13 protein-coding genes are annotated in these 17,388 nt (G+C 43.4%); 8 read left to right on the forward strand and 5 right to left on the reverse strand.

The window, feature by feature from the left end; genetic code table 11:
- Nucleotide 1: 1 nt before the first annotated feature.
- Nucleotides 2-334: a DUF485 domain-containing protein gene (locus LXF01_RS15615; protein WP_078190540.1), complete on the reverse strand. Its 333-nt coding sequence runs from the start codon at nt 332-334 to the stop codon at nt 2-4.
- Nucleotides 335-515: 181 nt separating this feature from the next.
- On the opposite strand from LXF01_RS15615, the gene LXF01_RS15620 reads away from it, so the two are divergent.
- Entirely contained in the window at nt 516-4,004 is a 3,489-nt protein-coding gene (locus LXF01_RS15620) for a hybrid sensor histidine kinase/response regulator (protein ID WP_078190541.1), read from the forward strand.
- A gap of 447 nt (nt 4,005-4,451) precedes the next feature.
- Nucleotides 4,452-5,201, forward strand: a complete 750-nt coding sequence (locus LXF01_RS15625) for a hypothetical protein (RefSeq protein ID WP_171525947.1) — start codon at nt 4,452-4,454, stop codon at nt 5,199-5,201.
- 167 nt (nt 5,202-5,368) lie between these two features.
- Here the strand turns inward: LXF01_RS15625 and LXF01_RS15630 are convergent, their stop codons facing one another.
- A complete protein-coding gene (locus LXF01_RS15630; protein WP_078190543.1) occupies nt 5,369-6,019 on the reverse strand; it encodes a response regulator in 651 nt (216 codons plus the stop codon).
- A gap of 374 nt (nt 6,020-6,393) precedes the next feature.
- Between LXF01_RS15630 and msuE the strand changes: the two genes are divergently transcribed.
- The 4 genes from msuE to LXF01_RS15650 all read left to right on the forward strand — a co-directional run bounded on the left by msuE (nt 6,394) and on the right by LXF01_RS15650 (nt 10,926).
- Entirely contained in the window at nt 6,394-7,125 is a 732-nt protein-coding gene (gene msuE / locus LXF01_RS15635) for an FMN reductase (RefSeq protein WP_078190544.1), read from the forward strand.
- Nucleotides 7,126-7,164: 39 nt separating this feature from the next.
- Complete coding sequence (gene sfnG, locus LXF01_RS15640; RefSeq protein ID WP_180127389.1) at nt 7,165-8,271, forward strand: dimethylsulfone monooxygenase SfnG; 1,107 nt, start codon at nt 7,165-7,167, stop codon at nt 8,269-8,271.
- A 497-nt stretch (nt 8,272-8,768) separates the two neighbouring features.
- Nucleotides 8,769-10,187, forward strand: coding sequence for a cryptochrome/photolyase family protein (locus tag LXF01_RS15645; protein WP_233944685.1), 1,419 nt, complete (start codon nt 8,769-8,771; stop codon nt 10,185-10,187).
- Between the two features lie 124 nt (nt 10,188-10,311).
- Nucleotides 10,312-10,926: a riboflavin synthase subunit alpha gene (locus LXF01_RS15650; protein ID WP_180084424.1), complete on the forward strand. Its 615-nt coding sequence runs from the start codon at nt 10,312-10,314 to the stop codon at nt 10,924-10,926.
- A gap of 71 nt (nt 10,927-10,997) precedes the next feature.
- On the opposite strand, the gene LXF01_RS15655 is transcribed toward LXF01_RS15650, so the two are convergent.
- Together LXF01_RS15655 and acs are read right to left on the reverse strand one after the other, a co-directional pair.
- Nucleotides 10,998-12,176, reverse strand: coding sequence for an acyl-CoA dehydrogenase family protein (locus LXF01_RS15655; RefSeq protein ID WP_233944686.1), 1,179 nt, complete (start codon nt 12,174-12,176; stop codon nt 10,998-11,000).
- Between the two features lie 305 nt (nt 12,177-12,481).
- The gene (acs, locus tag LXF01_RS15660) at nt 12,482-14,425 is read right to left on the reverse strand and encodes an acetate--CoA ligase (protein ID WP_180022761.1); all 1,944 of its coding nucleotides are present in this window, start codon (nt 14,423-14,425) and stop codon (nt 12,482-12,484) included.
- Between the two features lie 284 nt (nt 14,426-14,709).
- On the opposite strand from acs, the gene LXF01_RS15665 reads away from it, so the two are divergent.
- Together LXF01_RS15665 and LXF01_RS15670 are read left to right on the forward strand one after the other, a co-directional pair.
- A complete protein-coding gene (locus tag LXF01_RS15665; protein ID WP_233944687.1) occupies nt 14,710-15,288 on the forward strand; it encodes a DUF805 domain-containing protein in 579 nt (192 codons plus the stop codon).
- Nucleotides 15,289-15,411: 123 nt separating this feature from the next.
- Nucleotides 15,412-16,383 (forward strand): mechanosensitive ion channel family protein, encoded by a 972-nt coding sequence (locus LXF01_RS15670; protein ID WP_078193200.1) that lies wholly within the window; start codon nt 15,412-15,414, stop codon nt 16,381-16,383.
- Here LXF01_RS15670 and LXF01_RS15675 read toward each other — a convergent pair.
- Entirely contained in the window at nt 16,369-17,079 is a 711-nt protein-coding gene (locus LXF01_RS15675; protein ID WP_180107794.1) for a 16S rRNA (uracil(1498)-N(3))-methyltransferase, read from the reverse strand. The two genes, LXF01_RS15670 and LXF01_RS15675, sit on opposite strands and share 15 nt — an antisense overlap.
- Between the last annotated feature and the right edge of the window lie 309 nt (nt 17,080-17,388).

A 17,388-nucleotide genomic window follows, 5' to 3' on the forward strand; every position in this document is an offset into this window, starting at 1 on the left:
CTTAGTGAAGTCCTTTTTCTTGAGTAATTGCTTCTACTTCACGCATTGCTTCTTCGTTTAATGCATCTAATTTATTATTTGCAATGTACGAATACACACCACAGAGCAGGAATGACAATACAATAATGCTCAAACCTAATGGCATACCAATCGTGGTCACACCACCACTCACGGATTGCATCAAGAACTCTTTGTTATAACCTACAAGTAGCATGAAGCCGACATAGACCACCAACATGATGATCGTCAAAGTCCAGCTCAACTTACTTTTACGGCTAACCATTTCCTTAAATTTTGGATTCTGTAGAATTTGTTCTACCTGTCTCTCATCCATAATGTTCTCCTTACGCCGAACCTTGGCGCGCAATTTTCTAATTCGAATTATTTCGAAGCTAAACTTACCAATGTTCCTTATCTCTTGTAATTTAGACTTTGGTCGTTAAATTTTGAGCAATAACCTCCCTAAGCCTATGGATGCGTTATCATTAAGCGAGAATTAATATGCTGCAGGCTCTATGAATAGTTGGCTTATCGTCGGGGTATTGGCCCTTTACATCGCATTACTCTTTGTATGTGCATTCTTTGGTGAAAAGCATGCCAGCAGGCTCAGTACTCGCGGCAGAATGCTTCTCTTTAGTCTAACTTTAGGGGTTTACTGTTCATCTTGGACGTTTTATGGCGCAACAGGTGCCGCGGTTCGTGAGGGCATTATTTTCCTGCCAATTTATCTGGGACCGCTACTATTTGTTGCGCTCGGCTATGATATTTGGCGACGTTTAGGGCGTGTCCGTCAGCATCATGCCATTTCATCGATTGCCGACTTTGTAGCAGCACGATATGGTAAAAGTGGCCCCTTAGCATCACTGGTAACGATCCTTGCCGTAATTGCCATTATTCCCTATTTAGCCTTGCAGCTACGTGCGATTGCCTTAAGTGCAACAGTCATTTTAGAACCGACCGCTGGTCTGACAGGTACCACCAATAGTGTGCTGTTTTTGACCGGTGTATTGGCGATTTTGGCGATGATGTTTGGGACACGACAGATTGCCAATACTGAACAGCACGGCGGCTTAATGTTGGCTGTGGCATTTGAGTCTTTCGTCAAGCTGTTTGCACTACTTGCAGTCGCATTTTTCTTTGTTTTTGAATCACCTGAAAACATGGCGCAAATCAGCCATGACATCAACACTACCTTTAAAGATGTCCAGCTCAAAGGTGTGCCAGAAAGCTTCTGGATTCAAACTTTATTGGCTGCTTTAGCGATTATTTGTTTACCACGTCAGTTCCATGTCGCGGTGGTTGAACTGCGAGATGAAAAGCATATTCGTGGTGCTCGTCGTTGGTTCGCCATTTATCTGATTTTAACCATTATCGCGATCATCCCGATTGCCAGTTGGGCGCTGCATGCAGCACCGGCTTACTTGGCAATCCCCGATGTTGCCGTGCTCTCACTGCCTTTAAGTTATAACCAAGACTGGTTGACCTTACTTGCGTTTCTCGGCGGGTTTTCAGCTTCGACAGGTATGCTGTTGGTGTCGTCAGTGGCCTTGTCGATTATGCTCAGTAATGACTTGATCATGCCTGCACTGTGGCGTACACGCTTATTGTCACGTCATGACAAACGCCTACCACTCGTACTGAAATTCACACGTCGTGTGTGTATTTTAGCAGTCATGTTATTGGGCTTCTTGTTCTTCCATTTCTTCAATGACATTGACCAATTATCAGTATTTGGTCTATTGGCCTTCAGTGCTGTGGCACAGTTTGCACCGGCGCTAATTGGTGGTTTATATTGGCGCGGCGGAAGTAAGCAAGGTGTATATGCGGGTCTGTTGGTCGGTTTTGGCATGTGGGCTTATACCCTGTTATTACCAACCGTATTACGTAGCCTACCTGAACAATTTAAAACATTTACCGAAAATCTTTTAAGTCAGGGTCCGCTAGGCTTGAGTTGGTTACGTCCTGAAGCACTGTTAGGGTTTGAATCTTTCGATCCACTTACCCATGGCGTAGTTTGGGCGCTCGGTTTAAATATCACCCTCTATATTTGGATTTCCCGCGTCTTCCGTCCAAGTGTTGCCGAGCAAATTCAGGCCGAAAGTTTCTTTTATTATGAAACCAAGCCGCTCCCTGCTCAAAGTACATCAAACGACATCAGCTATATTCACCATGATGTGGCGCGTCTAAAAGTAGGTGATTTGATTACTTTGGCAAAACGTATTACCGGTGAAGGTCCAACCATGCGTGCCTTCAACCAGTTCTGCGCACAAAACAATGTCGTTTTAAATGAAAATAGCAGCGCCAACGGCATGTGGTGGCGTTTTACCGAACAATATCTTGCAGGCACCATCGGTGCTGCATCTGCCCGTACCTTACTCACCACAGCCATGGTCAATAATGGTTTAGCACTCGGTCAGGTCGCCAATATTCTTGACCAAGCCTCACAGTGGCAGCGCTTTAACCAAAACCTGATCATGACCATGATCGACCATATGACTCAAGGTGTGTCCGTGGTTGATGAAAATATGTGTTTGGTGGCATGGAACAATCAATACCTCAAACTGTTTGATTATCCAAAAGACATTGTCTACGTCGGTTGCCCAATTTCAGACTTAATTCGTTATAACGCTGAACGCGGCGAATGTGGTCCCGGTTCAGTCGAGGAACATGTGCGTAAACGCATGCATTGGATGCAAGTCGGCAGCGCACACGAATTTGAACGGATTCGTAAAGATGGCCGTGTAATTCAGATGCGTGGTAATCCGATCGAAGGCGGCGGTTTCGTCACGACCTTTGCCGATATTACCGCTTTCCGTGAAAATGAAGCCTTGCTTGAAGGCCGTGTGCAAGATCGTACCCAACAGTTGGCAGATGCCCTGTCTGAACAACAATTGGCACGTGAGCAAGCCGATAAAGCCAATATGTCGAAAAGCCGCTTTATCGCTGCTGCAAGCCATGACTTATTGCAACCGATGCATGCTGCGCGTCTGTTTAGTACAGCCCTCGAGCAAAGCGTACAAAATGATGATGATCGTAAAACGCTTCAGCAACTAGATCGTGCATTGCATGGTGCGGAAAGTATGCTCTCTGCCCTCTTGGATATTGCACGACTCGAAGGTGGAACCATTCAACCGAAACGTCAGCCCTATCCGCTGCATGACTTACTCAGTGATCTTGAACTGCAATTTAAATCGATTGCAGCACAGCGTAATATCAAACTGACCGTACACGATGCTCAGTTCTGGATTGACACGGACCCACAGTGGATTCGTCGTATTATCCAAAACTTCGTCAGCAATGCCCTACGCTATACGGCGCGTGGTCGTGTTGTGGTGGGTGTGCTACGTTCAGCACGTCCGGGGCATATTCGTATTGGCGTTTGGGATACAGGTCCTGGGATCGCGGAAGAACAGCGCATTAAGTTGTTCCAAGAGTTCGAACGCTGTGGACACACCTCTCCATGGGGTGAACAGGGTCTGGGCTTAGGTTTAGCCATCGTGCAACGGATGACCAGCTTACTCGACTACCCAGTACATGTGTTCTCAGAACTTGGTCATGGTTCATGCTTTATGATTGAAGTCCCTGTAGTCGCTGCGCCAAAAGTGGTCGCTGCACCGACCCAAGCGGTTCCGCTGAAAACCAAAGCCTATAAGATTCTGTGCTTAGACAATGATGAAACCATTTTGGAAGGGATGTCGACCTTACTGACCAAATGGGGCTATCAAGTCTTTAAAGCCACTGAACCTGAACAGGCCATGGAGTTGATTCAACAAGAGAATATTCAAGTTTGGTTGGTTGACCAACATTTGAATAACAACAAGATCGGTCTCGACTTTATTTTAGATAACCGTCAGGAAAATGTCCCTGTGGCACTGATTACTGCAGATTCTGATCCTGAACTACCGCAACGTCTAAAAGAGTTAAACATCGTCTTACTGAAAAAACCGTTGAAACCGGCTTCACTCCGTTCATGGTTATCTGGTTTGAAGATTTCAAATCAGTAGCGCTGTTACAGGACATCTCTCTGTGAAAAATAGCCCATTTCATTCACATGAAATGGGCTTTTGTTTACCTTGTTCTTACTTAAACTTACCTAAATGGCAAAAAAATTTGTCTCAGCGGCAAGATCATTCAAAATAGCCCCGACATTTCGTCTATTTATTAGCCATAAATATCAAATTTAGATTGCCTATGGCAAAAAATATCGAATGCATGAGTGAACACTTGTACACTTAGTTACAATTAAAAATCTATTTGATTTAACTCAGTATTTTATAGGTTAAAATAAAAACTAAAACTTTAGTCGTATATTTAGCTGCCGCCGTTCGTTTTAAAAATATTCATAAGAAGTTGATCAGTTTCAAGCCAATTCAAGAAGCGTCATAACTCAACACTTGAGAAGCTGATCTCCCCCGCATATTAGGAGTGATCTTGTGAATATTTCAGAAACAATGCCGCATGGTTTTGATCAAAATCTACAGTTTCATCGTCAATATGGCGCCAATGCCATTTTGCCAGAGATCGACTGGCGTCAATTATTTAAGTTCAGCAAATTAAGTGATGTGCAAGTCGAAGCGTTGGAAACACTCTATCGCAGTGCCGTTCCTCTTGCGTTACAGGTATTTGACGAACTGAATTTTGATGTCTTTGCACCGAATGCCTACAAACCCCAAGGTCTTGGCTTATTCGATCGACTGGCAGAACAGGAAGATCTACTACTGCAAAATTTAGAAGCAGAATCCAATGGCTTAGGTTTGGACACCCGTCATCAGATTTGGAGCATGCTACTGCGTGGTGGTGCGGTCTTAGTATTTAAAGCTTGGCTCGGTAAAGTCAAAACCGACAAAAACCAGTTGGATAAAACACAGTTTGATGAATTATCCGATTTACTGTTTATTAAAACAGCGCCATTTGAATTGGCACAACGTTTAAATGTTGATGCCAACTCCAAGCAAGACCATATCTTCCTGATGTATGACAATGATGTTTATCTAGACCGTTTTAACAGCTTAGAAACTGCAGCCCTATTTGTAGATTTAGGTGTTTATGATGCTGCCTTTTTGAGTTTACGTGATGACCGTGTCGCGGATTATCTCAAAGCGCGCGGCTATGTGTCCGATGAACAAATTGATGAACTGCAATGTGCGCTCAACCCTTTGTACTGTACCGATCTGACGCCTAAGCAAGACTATATTGCTTAAGTTGAAGTGGTTTGTTTAAGTCATTGTTAAGTTGCATTACTCTATTGCTTTTAAACCGCATGTAAAGACCTAACAGCATTTACACCGAAATGATCTAGCGCCAGCATTAGTGCTTAAACAGAAAAAAAAGACCTCCATCGTGGAGGTCTTTTTTATGGAAAAAATCCTTAGATTTTCTTTTCTTCAATATTCAATGCATTAATTGCCAATACAGCTTGGGTTCGGTTTTGTACGCCCAACTTACGGAAAATTGCCGTCACATGTGCTTTGATGGTTGCTTCAGACACATCCAACTCATAGGCAATTTGTTTATTCAACAAACCTTCCGCCACCATCATTAACACGCGGAATTGTTGCGGTGTTAAAGACTGAATACGTTCTGCCAATGCCGTTTCATCTGCAGCACGTGGGTCAAAGTTCATGTTGGCAGGTAAATTTGGTGGCAACCAAATCTCGCCTTCTAAGACTTGACGAATCGCTTCACCAATATGGCTTGGATGCGCAGATTTTGGAATATAACCCATCGCGCCATGTGCAATCGCACGTTGGATAATCGACGCTTCTTCATGCGCAGAGACCACAATGATTGGAATCGATGGATATTGTGCGCGAATATGTACCAAGGCAGAAAAGCCTGAAGCACCCGGCAAGTTTAAATCCAATAACACAAGATCAGGCTCAGGGCCATTTTCAAGACGTTCATAGCATTCATTGACTGCTGCAGTCTCATGAATTTGCGCCTGAGGCAAACTATAACGAACCGCCTGAATTAAAGCATGACGAAACAGCGGGTGATCATCAACGATTAAAATATTCATAAGCAACGTGAGAGATCTTGTGCACAATGACCCTATTCTAACCACACATGCTATGTGAAGGATATGCAAGAACTTATTTTTTTGCATTTAAAATGTAGATTTTCACCTAAAATGCGTCTTTTTTCGCATTTTCTATAAATCTTTAAATCTAATCATATTTTCATATAAATTTTATCAACACAGTAAAAATGCTTATATCTAAGCATTATATGTTGAAATATCAACAGTTTAAAATTTGAAGTTTCACGAATCTTGTGGTTTTTCCAACATATCTAAAAATCAGATAACTTTTCTGATTTTCGTTATTTTACAGTGATCCACCCATCGGGATTAATAAAAGGCATTCCGAGAAACCACACTTTTAGGTTTAAAAAATGTCTCAAGTTAATCTACAAAAACCCCTGAATATTGTTGCTGTGTCAGGTGGTCTAAACAATCCATCTAAAACTGAAGCTTTGGTACAAGCCATTGTTGATGAACTCGGTGATGCAACTCCAATCAATGTGCATTTTATTAAGTTTAGTGAAATTGGCAATTTATTAGGTGGCGCGATTTACCGTAACCAATTGCCACAACGTGTACAAGACGACCTTGCTGCCGTTGAAGCTGCTGATGCGCTGATTGTTGGAACGCCAGTTTACCGTGCTTCATTTACAGGTCTGTTTAAACACTTTTTTGACTTTGTCGAACAAACTGCATTGGTCGATGTACCTGTCTTGCTTGCAGCTTCGGGTGGTTCTGAACGCCATGCCTTAGTGCTTGAACATCAACTGCGTCCATTATTTAGCTTCTTCCAAGCGCAGACATTACCAATCGGAGTCTATGCAACAGACCGTGATTTCACCCCTGAATACACCATTCATAGTGAATTACTCCGTGACCGCATTACTTTAGCTGTAGCACGTGCACTGCCGATTTTGGAATGGGCTCCAGCCAAAGGTCAGCGTGCTGAAGTGGTGAAAGCCAAGTCTCAACAAGCCAACCAAAACTTGGGCATTAATAAGCAAATCGAGCAAGAAGAAGTCCTTCCTTCTGCAGCCGTTCCAAGTTTGGATGCTGCTGAAGCTCGACTGCATAGTAAAAAGCCAAAAACGCAAGTGGCCTAAACACCACAGCATAACAATTCGATCCCGAGGGTTTGCAAAATGTCAGTACAAGAAAAAAACATTACATTTGCGTATTGGGTACCAAACGTCAGTGGTGGTTTGGTGGTCAGTAATATTGAACAGCGTACCGATTGGAGCTATGACTATAACGTGCGTTTGGCACAAGCTGCAGAAAAAAGTGGCTTTGATTATGCGCTGACTCAAATTCGTTTTACCGCAGGTTATAACGCGGAAAATCAACATGAGTCGGTGAGTTTCAGTCATGGTATTTTGGCCAAAACCGAAAAGCTCAAAGTCATTGCAGCGATTTTACCCGGCCCTTGGAAACCAGCTCTGGCTGCGAAACAATTGGCGACCATCGATCATCTTACCAATGGCCGTATTGCGATTAATGTCGTGAGTGGTTGGTTCCGTGGTGAGTTTGATGCGATTGGAGAAGAATGGCCCGAGCATGACCAACGCTATGCGCGTTCTGAAGAATTCATTCGTAGCCTAAAAGGCGTTTGGACGCAGGATAACTTTAGTTTTGATGGTAAATACTATCAATTTAAAGACTACACTCTATCTCCGAAACCGGTGCAAAAACCGCATATTGAAATCTTCCAAGGTGGCAGTTCACGTGCAGCACGTGACATGGCATCACGTGTTTCCGATTGGTACTTCACCAACGGCAATAGCCCTGCTGAGTTGAAAAAGCAGATCGATGATATTCGTGAAAAAGCCAAGGCCAATAACCATCAGGTCAAAATCGGGGTGAATGCCTTCATCATTGCCCGAGATACGGAGGAAGAAGCCCAAGCGGTGCTTCAAGCTATTATCGACAATGCCAATACTGAAGCGGTCAATGCCTTTGGCGATGCAACTCGTGAAGCAGGTGCATCCACCAAAGAAGGCGAAGGTAACTGGGCAAAATCTACTTTTGAAGATTTGGTTCAATACAACGACGGCTTTAAAACCAATCTGATTGGCACGCCACAACAAATTGCCGAACGCATTGTGGAACTCAAAAGTGTAGGTGTCGATTTGGTTCTCTCAGGTTTTCTCCACTTCATTGAAGAGGTGGAATACTTTGGCGAAAAAGTGTTGCCATTGGTTCGTGAACTGGAAGCTCAACAGCAGCAAGTTGTGCAGGCTAAATCAGCATAATTGTTGATGCAGTCACAGCTCATGTAATCAGCATAATAATCACAACCGGCTCACTTCACTTTCCTCCCCTAAGGCTCGGCTTAGGGGATTTTTTATCTCGAGTACCATTTAAAAACATGCTCTGATTCTAGAAAAATGAGCTGACCTGTAGACAAAGAAAAAGCCCGACATCCTGTCGGGCTTTTTCTATATGGATACTTAAGCATGACTCCTGTCTTGCTTCACAGTCCTGATGGTGAACACTTTGTTATTGTTTTATGTTCCGGAACGTCCTGTTCCTGTATGAGTTCATCTTAGGTAAAATTTAAAAGTGCGCCTAGCGTCAAAAACTTCGTTGCTTGTACGCTTAAGCTGACAGAATTGTGCGCAATCGGTTAAGTTAAACGATAGATATTATATGGTTTTTTATTAAAATCGATATTTTTTAGATGATTTTATCACCAATTGACACCCCCGTAATTCTGGTGATATTTCCAACAAAACAAGAGGCAATAAACATGCAACTGGTTTGGTTTCGACAAGATTTAAGACGACATGACCATAGCGCACTGTGGCAGGCGACACAGTCTGGTCCAACGATTGCCTTTATTGCGCTTTCTCCTGAACAATGGGCAAGGCATGATGATGCCCCCATTAAAATCCATCGCTATCTTGCCCAACTGGAACTTTTGCGACAGCAATTGGCTGAACTAAATATTCCACTGATTATTCAGCATATTCCCCATTGGTCAGACATCGCCACTGAGCTATTAACCTTATGTACTCAGCTCAATATACACACTGTTCATGCACATATTGAACATGGTGTGAATGAACTTAAACGAGATCGCGAAGTACAACAGTTATTAGAACAGCAGCACATCTCTGTTGAGCTGTACCATGACCGCACCCTGTTTCCTGTTGGCAGTATTCGCAATCAATCTGGACATCCTTATCAAGTTTTCGGTGCATTTAAGAAAAATTGCTACGAAAAATTGAGCATCAGTCTGCCTACTTGTTATCCCACTATTGAAGCCCAAGCGGCTCTCGAACCGCATCCGCTGTGGCAAAATCAATTTGATTTAAGTCCTTTTTATCCCACATCGCTGTTAGCTACTCAAATCGAGCTTTGGCCGATTGGAGAAGATCACGCACTACAGTGCTTAGATGAATTTATTGAACAACATCTGCATCGTTATGCTGATGATCGGGACTTTCCTGCGCTCAATGGAACCAGTCGAATTGGCATGTATTTAAACTTGGGCATCTTGTCTATTCGCCAATGTCTGCAAGCCCTGTTTCGTGAACAAGGCGGCTATTTCCAGATCGACCACAGAGGACAACAAACTTGGCTCGATGAGCTGCTTTGGCGTGAATTTTACCAGCACATTTTATTTGACTACCCGCAAGTTTCTCAGCACCAGCCGTTTCAAACCAAAACCTTAAAAATAAAATGGCGCCATGCACCACAAGACTTTGCTGCGTGGCAATACGGCCAGACGGGCATTCCGATCATCGATGCAGGGATGCGTCAACTACTGGCTACGGGTTGGATGCATAATCGGGTGCGGATGATTTGTGCCATGTTCCTCAGTAAGAATCTACTGATCGATTGGCGGTTGGGGGAACAATGGTTTATGCAGCACCTTGTCGATGGCGACTTAGCGGCCAATAATGGCGGTTGGCAATGGTGCGCCTCGACGGGTACAGATGCTGTACCTTATTTTCGGATTTTTAACCCGATCAGCCAATCTCAGAAATTTGATCCGAACGGGGATTATTTACGTCAATGGCTACCTGAACTGGCAGATTTGGATGCCAAACAAATTCACCAACCCTTTGCCAAAAATCCTCAACTGGAATTGAATTACCCTCAACCGATCGTCGATATAAAGCAGTCTCGCTTAACTGCAATTGAAACATTCCGAGCATTGTAGATATTGCCAAGATCGAACTGTTAGAGATCAAAACACTGTACTGAAATGGTCACTGTAAAGCATAGCCGAGCGTTCGTTTTGTCCCTACAATACAGAAAACGCAAATCATTTTAGAGACGCTCCCATGTATACAGGCATCGTGCAAGGTTTAGAAAAAGTCTTAGAGATTCGTCAAGGTAATGGCTTCACAACCTTGGTGATTTCAAATCATCAGAATTTTTTTCATGATGTCTTTATCGGGGCAAGTGTGGCGATTAATGGCGTGTGTTTAACGGCCACACATATTGATTTGGCAGCTAACCAAGTACATTTTGATGTCTCAGATTTGACCAATCAACTCACCACGTTAAAAGCACTCAAGGCCGGTGATGAAGTCAATGTCGAACGCTCAGCCAAAGTTGGGGCAGAAAATGGTGGTCATAATCTGTATGGTCATATCGAAGGCACAGCCACGATCAAAAACTTAGAGCATCGCGGGGAAACCTTTCATCTCGATATTCACATTCCGGCAGGCAATATTAAATATTTCTTTCTCAAAGGTTTTATTGGACTCAATGGTTGCAGTTTGACTGTGAACCGTGTTGATCGTGCCAATAGTGAAATTTCAATCGATCTTATTCCTGAAACACTGCGCCTCACTACATGGAAAGATGTCCAAGTCGGTGATGCCGTGAATTATGAGATTGATCAAACAACGCGAACCTTAGTCGATACCTTAGAAAATATTCATCAGCGTTAAATCGACTGACAGCACATTGCAAAAAAGCCTCCAAAACGGAGGCTTTTTATTGGCTCATGTGCAATATACGTTTAAGAATAAAAACTTGGATCTGGCACTTTCGCTGTGAGCACCCATTCACCGACCTCCTGATATTTATAATCAATCGGATCGTGTAAGGTTTGGGTACGTACATTGCGCCAGAAGCGATCTAAATTCAATTTGGCCGTCGTGGCACGTGCGCCCATCACTTGGAAAATATTTTGCGTAATGTACAGCGCACTATTGGTGGCCGCAATTTTGGCTGTTGCAATCGCAATAGAAACTTCTCCACGTTGTTCCGCCGTTAAAGCTTCACCAATCTCCCAAGCCCATTGCAAACGCTGAACCGCTTTATCTGCCAATAAACGTACACTTTCTAATTGCACATAAAACTCAGCAAAATGCTTTTGAATAAATGGGTCATTCACTGCATTTTCAGCTAAAGATTTTGACCATGCTTTTTGGCTTTGTACCGTCTGTTTTGCTGTTTCAAATGCCCCTTCGGCTACCCCCAAGAACATATGTACAAAGATCAACTGTGCAATCAACGGACGTAAACTCGAATACGGTGTACTTAATGGGCCTGGGTTCAGTAGTAATTCATCTTTGGAAATTTTAACTTGTTCAAAATGGCTACTTCCACTGTCGGTTTGACGTTGTCCCATATTGTCCCAATCGCCGAGAAAACTGACGCCTTCACGTGCTGTAGGAATCACCCCGATCAATAATTTTCCATCTTCATTGAAGCCAGAACACAGCAAAATGTCTGAATCCATAGAACCCGAACAAAAACTTTTATCGCCATGAAAGACGTATTCGTGTTCAGACAGTTGCGTCGCTGTAGTACGACGGTCTAAGGGGTTTAGGGTGTTGCCCCAAAATAAATGCTCACGTGCAGTCTGTTCAAACCACGGGCCATATTGCTCGGGCTGCGCGAACAACTGTACCGTTGCAATTAATAAATGATGGAAACCATAAACATGCGCCAATGAGCTATCCACTTGAGCAATGGTTTGAATGGTTTTAAAAATCGTCTGCCAATCTGCACCCTGTCCACCGTATTGCTGTCCAATGGACAATGCAAGTAAACCACTTTGACGAATCAAATCACGTTCAGCTTTGGGATTTCCCCCCTGCTTATCACGCTGAGCAGCCGTCGTGGCAAATTCTGCCGCCAGTTTTTGGGCAATATCGATCGGATCTTGAGTGAATGGAGTTGAAGCATTCATATGTCTGTCTGATTATTCTGTTACCGTTTTAGCTTAACAAAGTAAAGGCATTCAGCTTATCTCAATGCCTGCAGTCTATATCTGTAAAATCTATATCTAATGAAATCTAAGTCACCAAGATTCAGGCGACTTATAATTTGATCATTTTATACGTCGTATTTAGGATGGATAAAATGCATCATGAACGTCCCTTCATCCTAATCAACTTTTATAGGAGAAAGGACGTTCATTATTGCTTTAATAATCCTTCATATAAGCCATAGTGAACTTTCATCAGAACGTGATCACTCACGCTCAAATTGTTCTTATGACTTCGGATAAACCGTAGCAATCAAATGTTCAACCACTTGAGGTTCTGCCAAGGTCGAGGTATCACCTAAAGAGTCCAACTCATTAGCCGCAATTTTTCTTAAAATACGGCGCATGATTTTACCAGAACGGGTTTTCGGTAAGGCCGGCGCCCAATGCAATGCATCTGGCGTTGCCACTGGTCCAAGGACTTTGCGTACCCAAGCCACCAGTTCCTGACGTAACTCATCCGTCTCAGCTGTCCCTGCTTGTAGGGTGACAAAGGCGCAAATCCCCTGTCCTTTAATATCATGCGGCATACCCACCACCGCAGACTCTGCCACAGCATCATGTGCAACCAACGCACTTTCAATTTCAGCCGTTCCCAATCGGTGTCCTGAAACGTTCAAGACGTCATCCACACGACCCGTAATCCAATAATAGCCAGACTCGTCACGACGTGCGCCATCACCTGTAAAATACGTCCCCGGATAAGTGGAGAAATAGGCTTCAATAAAGCGCTCAGGATCACCCCAAATGGTTCGCATTTGTCCCGGCCAAGAATCCTTAATCACCAAATTGCCTTCTACGGCACCTTCAAGCTCATTGCCTTCAGCATCGACAATCGCAGGTTGTACACCAAAGAATGGACGCGTCGCTGAACCCGGTTTTAAATCGGTTGCTCCCGGCAATGGCGTAATCATGAAACCACCCGTCTCTGTTTGCCACCATGTATCCACCACTGGGCAGCGGCTTTCACCTACCACGGTGTAGTACCAATTCCATGCCTCTGGGTTAATGGGTTCACCCACCGAACCTAGTAAACGCAGACTACTGCGGTCACTTTCTCGGACAAAGGCATCCCCTTCTCGCATCATGGCGCGAATTGCAGTCGGTGCCGTATATAAAATAGTGACGTTGTGTTTATCAACAATATGTCCGGTCCGAGCCCAACTTGGATATTGTGGTACACCTTCAAACATCACGGTCGTGGTGCCATTCGACAATGGCCCATACAACACATAAGAATGTCCTGTAATCCAACCAACATCGGCAGTACACCAAAACACATCATCTTGTTTTAAGTCAAAAACTTCACGGAAGGTACAATTCACATAGGTTAAATAGCCGCCTGTGGTATGCAATACACCTTTCGGTTTTCCTGTCGAACCTGATGTATACAAAATAAATAGCGGGTCCTCGGCATTCATGGGTTCAGGTGGACAAATATCATTGACCGACATGATTTCCATGTGATACCACAGGTCACGATCTGCTTTCATTTCGATCGGGTTACCTGTACGGTGCACCACAATGACATTTTGAACCGAAGATGTGCCTTCAATGTCGAGTGCAAGATCGACATTTTCTTTGAGTGGAATGGGCTTGCCACCACGCATCCCACAATCCGCAGTAATCACGACTTTCGCCTGACTATCATCGATACGACTTGCCAATGAGTCTGGTGAGAACCCGCCAAAAACCACGCAATGTACTGCTCCAATTCGGGTACAGGCCAACATAGCAATAGCCGCTTCTGGAACCATTGGCATATACAGCACCACACGGTCGCCTTTGCCCACGCCATGTTTTTTTAACACATTGGCAAAACGGCAAGTTTCATCATGCAATTCTTCAAAAGAAATAATTTTATGCCGCGAAGGATGATCCCCTTCCCAAATAATGGCTGGTTTATGTGGATGTTCTTTTAAATGTCGATCGAGACAGTTGGCACTGACATTCAGTTCACCATCAGCAAACCACTCGATCTTAAAATCATCTTGCTTAAAATTTGTATTTTTAACTTGGGTAAACGGTTTGATCCAATCGATCTTTTGCGCTTGCTCCGCCCAAAACTCATCTGGTTGTTCAATCGATTTTTGATAACGCTCAAAGTACTCCGACTCGTTGATGCGTGCGGTTTTTTTGAAACTTTCAGGTACTGGATAGATCTCTTTCATATTGTATTTTCCTTGATCTGATTCATCTCATCACGAGATGCCATGCCACATTTCTACTTTTATAATTCCTACATCACAGCAGTATGGCGATTAATTTTTAATCGCAGCAATCATGCTTTGGTCGTATTATTCTTTCCCATTTAAAGCACATCTATAAGCAAAATTTCAACAAAAACATGTTTTAATTCAGTATCTGACCAGTTCAATTAAACCTATACTGCAAAGGTAATTTTACTCAGCACTCCGCTTTTTTATTCTTTCATATACGTTGAGTTGATCCGATCATGAACACCAATGACTCTTCTTTCTTTTCCCGTCAGACGACCACTACATCGGATAATCCCCTGAAACCTGATGGACGTTTTGGTCGACTGAGCATGATTGGTTGGTATGGCTTTCTCAATATCATCAGCTTTTTTGCCATAATCGCTTTAAGCCTTGCCGTGGGTATTTTCAACATCAATACCATGGCGTTAAATGAGCAATTTGTTGGTATATTCACTGGGATATCTGGCCTCGCCTATTTGGCGATTATTATTCTCTATATCTATTTCTATTGTGTCTTTGTCGTGCGTCGGCTGCATGACCTCAATAAAGCCGGTTGGTTGCTACTATTATTATTTATCCCCGTGATCAATCTTTTCTTTATCCTATATTTATTATTAGCCTCAGGTACACCGACCGTAAATCAATACGGCGCGCCACGCCCTGCTGCAGTTTGGGAAAAAATTCTGGCATGGTTGATGATTTTAATCAGTGTCTTGTCGCTCTTGGCTACAGGTAGCATCACCTCGTATATGATGGGTAGCGGTGAAATTGAATCGCCGACAGAAATCATTCAACAAGGTACTGAATATTTCTAAGCCACTGACCGAATCTGAGCCTGTCTGAATTTTGATACATCTGTTCACAAGCCTGTAAATGAGGGTTATTTTCGCCACTAATTTCAGGCAAAATAGCGAAAAACCGGAACATTTGGAAAACTCGTGGCTGAAAAAGAAAATGCCCTGAGTGATGTCACTCAAGGCACGACTCAACTTTTGCAAGAGGCAACAGAAAAAACCGCACAAACCGTGCTGGAACATACCTCTAAATATAATGACGCATACTCAACGATCGATAAATTTGTCGATGGATTTTGGGAACGCCTGCCATATATTTGTATCGCATTAATTGTTTTTACGATCTTCTATCTACTGTCTAAACTCTTTAGATTCTTTGTTCGTAAAGCGCTCACTGACCGTTCTTACTCAAAACAAAATCTAGTTTTGGTCCTGAACCGTGTGGGTAGCTCAGCCATTATGTTCTTCGGTTTCCTAATTGCAATGGTCATTGCGATCCCAGGTTTCACACCGGGTCAGCTCATGAGTGCATTGGGGATTGGTTCGGTCGCAATCGGTTTCGCGTTTAAAGATATTTTCCAGAACTTACTGTCGGGTATTTTGATTCTCCTCGGTGAACCGTTTAAAATCGGTGACGACATTATTGTGTCAGGCATGGAAGGTACGGTTGAAGATATTCAGATCCGTGCAACCTTCCTACGTTCTCCAGATGGTCGTCGTATCGTGATTCCAAACGCGACGGTTTACACCAGTGCGGTAACGGTGAATACCGCTTATCAACGTCGTCGTTGTGAATTTGTGGTGGGTATTGGTTATGAAGATGACATTCAAAAAGCTAAAAATATTGTTTTGGCTATTTTGGACAAAGACCCAACGATTTTGAGCCAACCTGCGTTTACCGTAAACGTGAATGCTTTGGCTGATTTCTCAGTCAATCTGAATGTCCGTTGGTGGGTAGATACCACAGAAACCACCACTGCGAACTCGATCAGTGAAGTGCAAGAACACGTTATCCAAGCATTCAATCAAAATGGTATTTCAATTCCTTACCCTGTACAGGAAGTGAAAGTTTACCGTGGTGATCAAGCTGAGACAGAAGCTTCAACAGCTAAATAATCGCCCTAAAACGTACGGAATCACAGTTTCTGTCCGGATAATTCGGTTGCCTAAGCTGACTGCTTGGCAACCGTTTTTTATGAGCAAATCGACCTCATAAGGGATAAATCCACCTTCAGGCCCAATAATGATCGTACATCCATGTTGAATCCCTGCAGGCATCACATCTTCGACATAAGGGTGCGCCACATAAGCCGGATAGTCCGAGGAGATCATGCTCGGTAAAACATCCTCTACAAAGGGTTTAAAGCGTTTATACAATTCAATTTTGGGCGCAATGGTGTCACCTGCCTGCTCCAAACCCAACGTCACATAGTGATCGAGCTGCTGTAAAAATGGTGTCTGCCAATAGCTTTTATCCACGCGATAACTGTGCAGCAAAATGATTTTTTCTACGCCTAAGGTGACGGCATCCATGATCAGACGGCGCAACACTTTCGGACGAGGCATTGCCACAATTAAAGTCACCGGATGCTTTGCAGGTACTTCTTCTTCTTGTAATGGTTTAAGTTGAATGCGCTCATCACTGATACTGACTATTTGGGTTAAATAGCGTTTTCCTTCCCGAATACCGACTTTGAGTGTATCGCCCACCTGTATATTCACATGGTTTTTTAAATGCTCAATTTGACGTTTGGCGCTAATACTCCAAAGTTCAGATTCAGTTTGACGAGGATCAAGCAAGACGATGTTCATAAAAATTCTCTTACCCAGTTCAATTGGATACGCGAAAACGTCATCCACAACGGTTCAAGGCAACACTCAATAGAATCACTCGAGTTTCAGCGATTATTTGTTAGACATAAAAATTCGACGCGTTTTGTCGGTGAGGTGCATTGCACCACCAGATGATTTCCTTGCGAAGCTTCGCATCCCATTTTGCCAAATGAGAAACAACGTTTCGTAAGAGTACCTTCAGCCGAAGGCTAACACCTTTCTTCAAAACTTAGACGTAAGACTCCGTCGAGTCTATTCATAAATCTATTTAAAATATCCAACAATTTA

The sequence above is a fragment of the Acinetobacter sp. SH20PTE14 genome (assembly GCF_021391555.1).
GTDB classification, from domain to species: domain Bacteria; phylum Pseudomonadota; class Gammaproteobacteria; order Pseudomonadales; family Moraxellaceae; genus Acinetobacter; species Acinetobacter amyesii.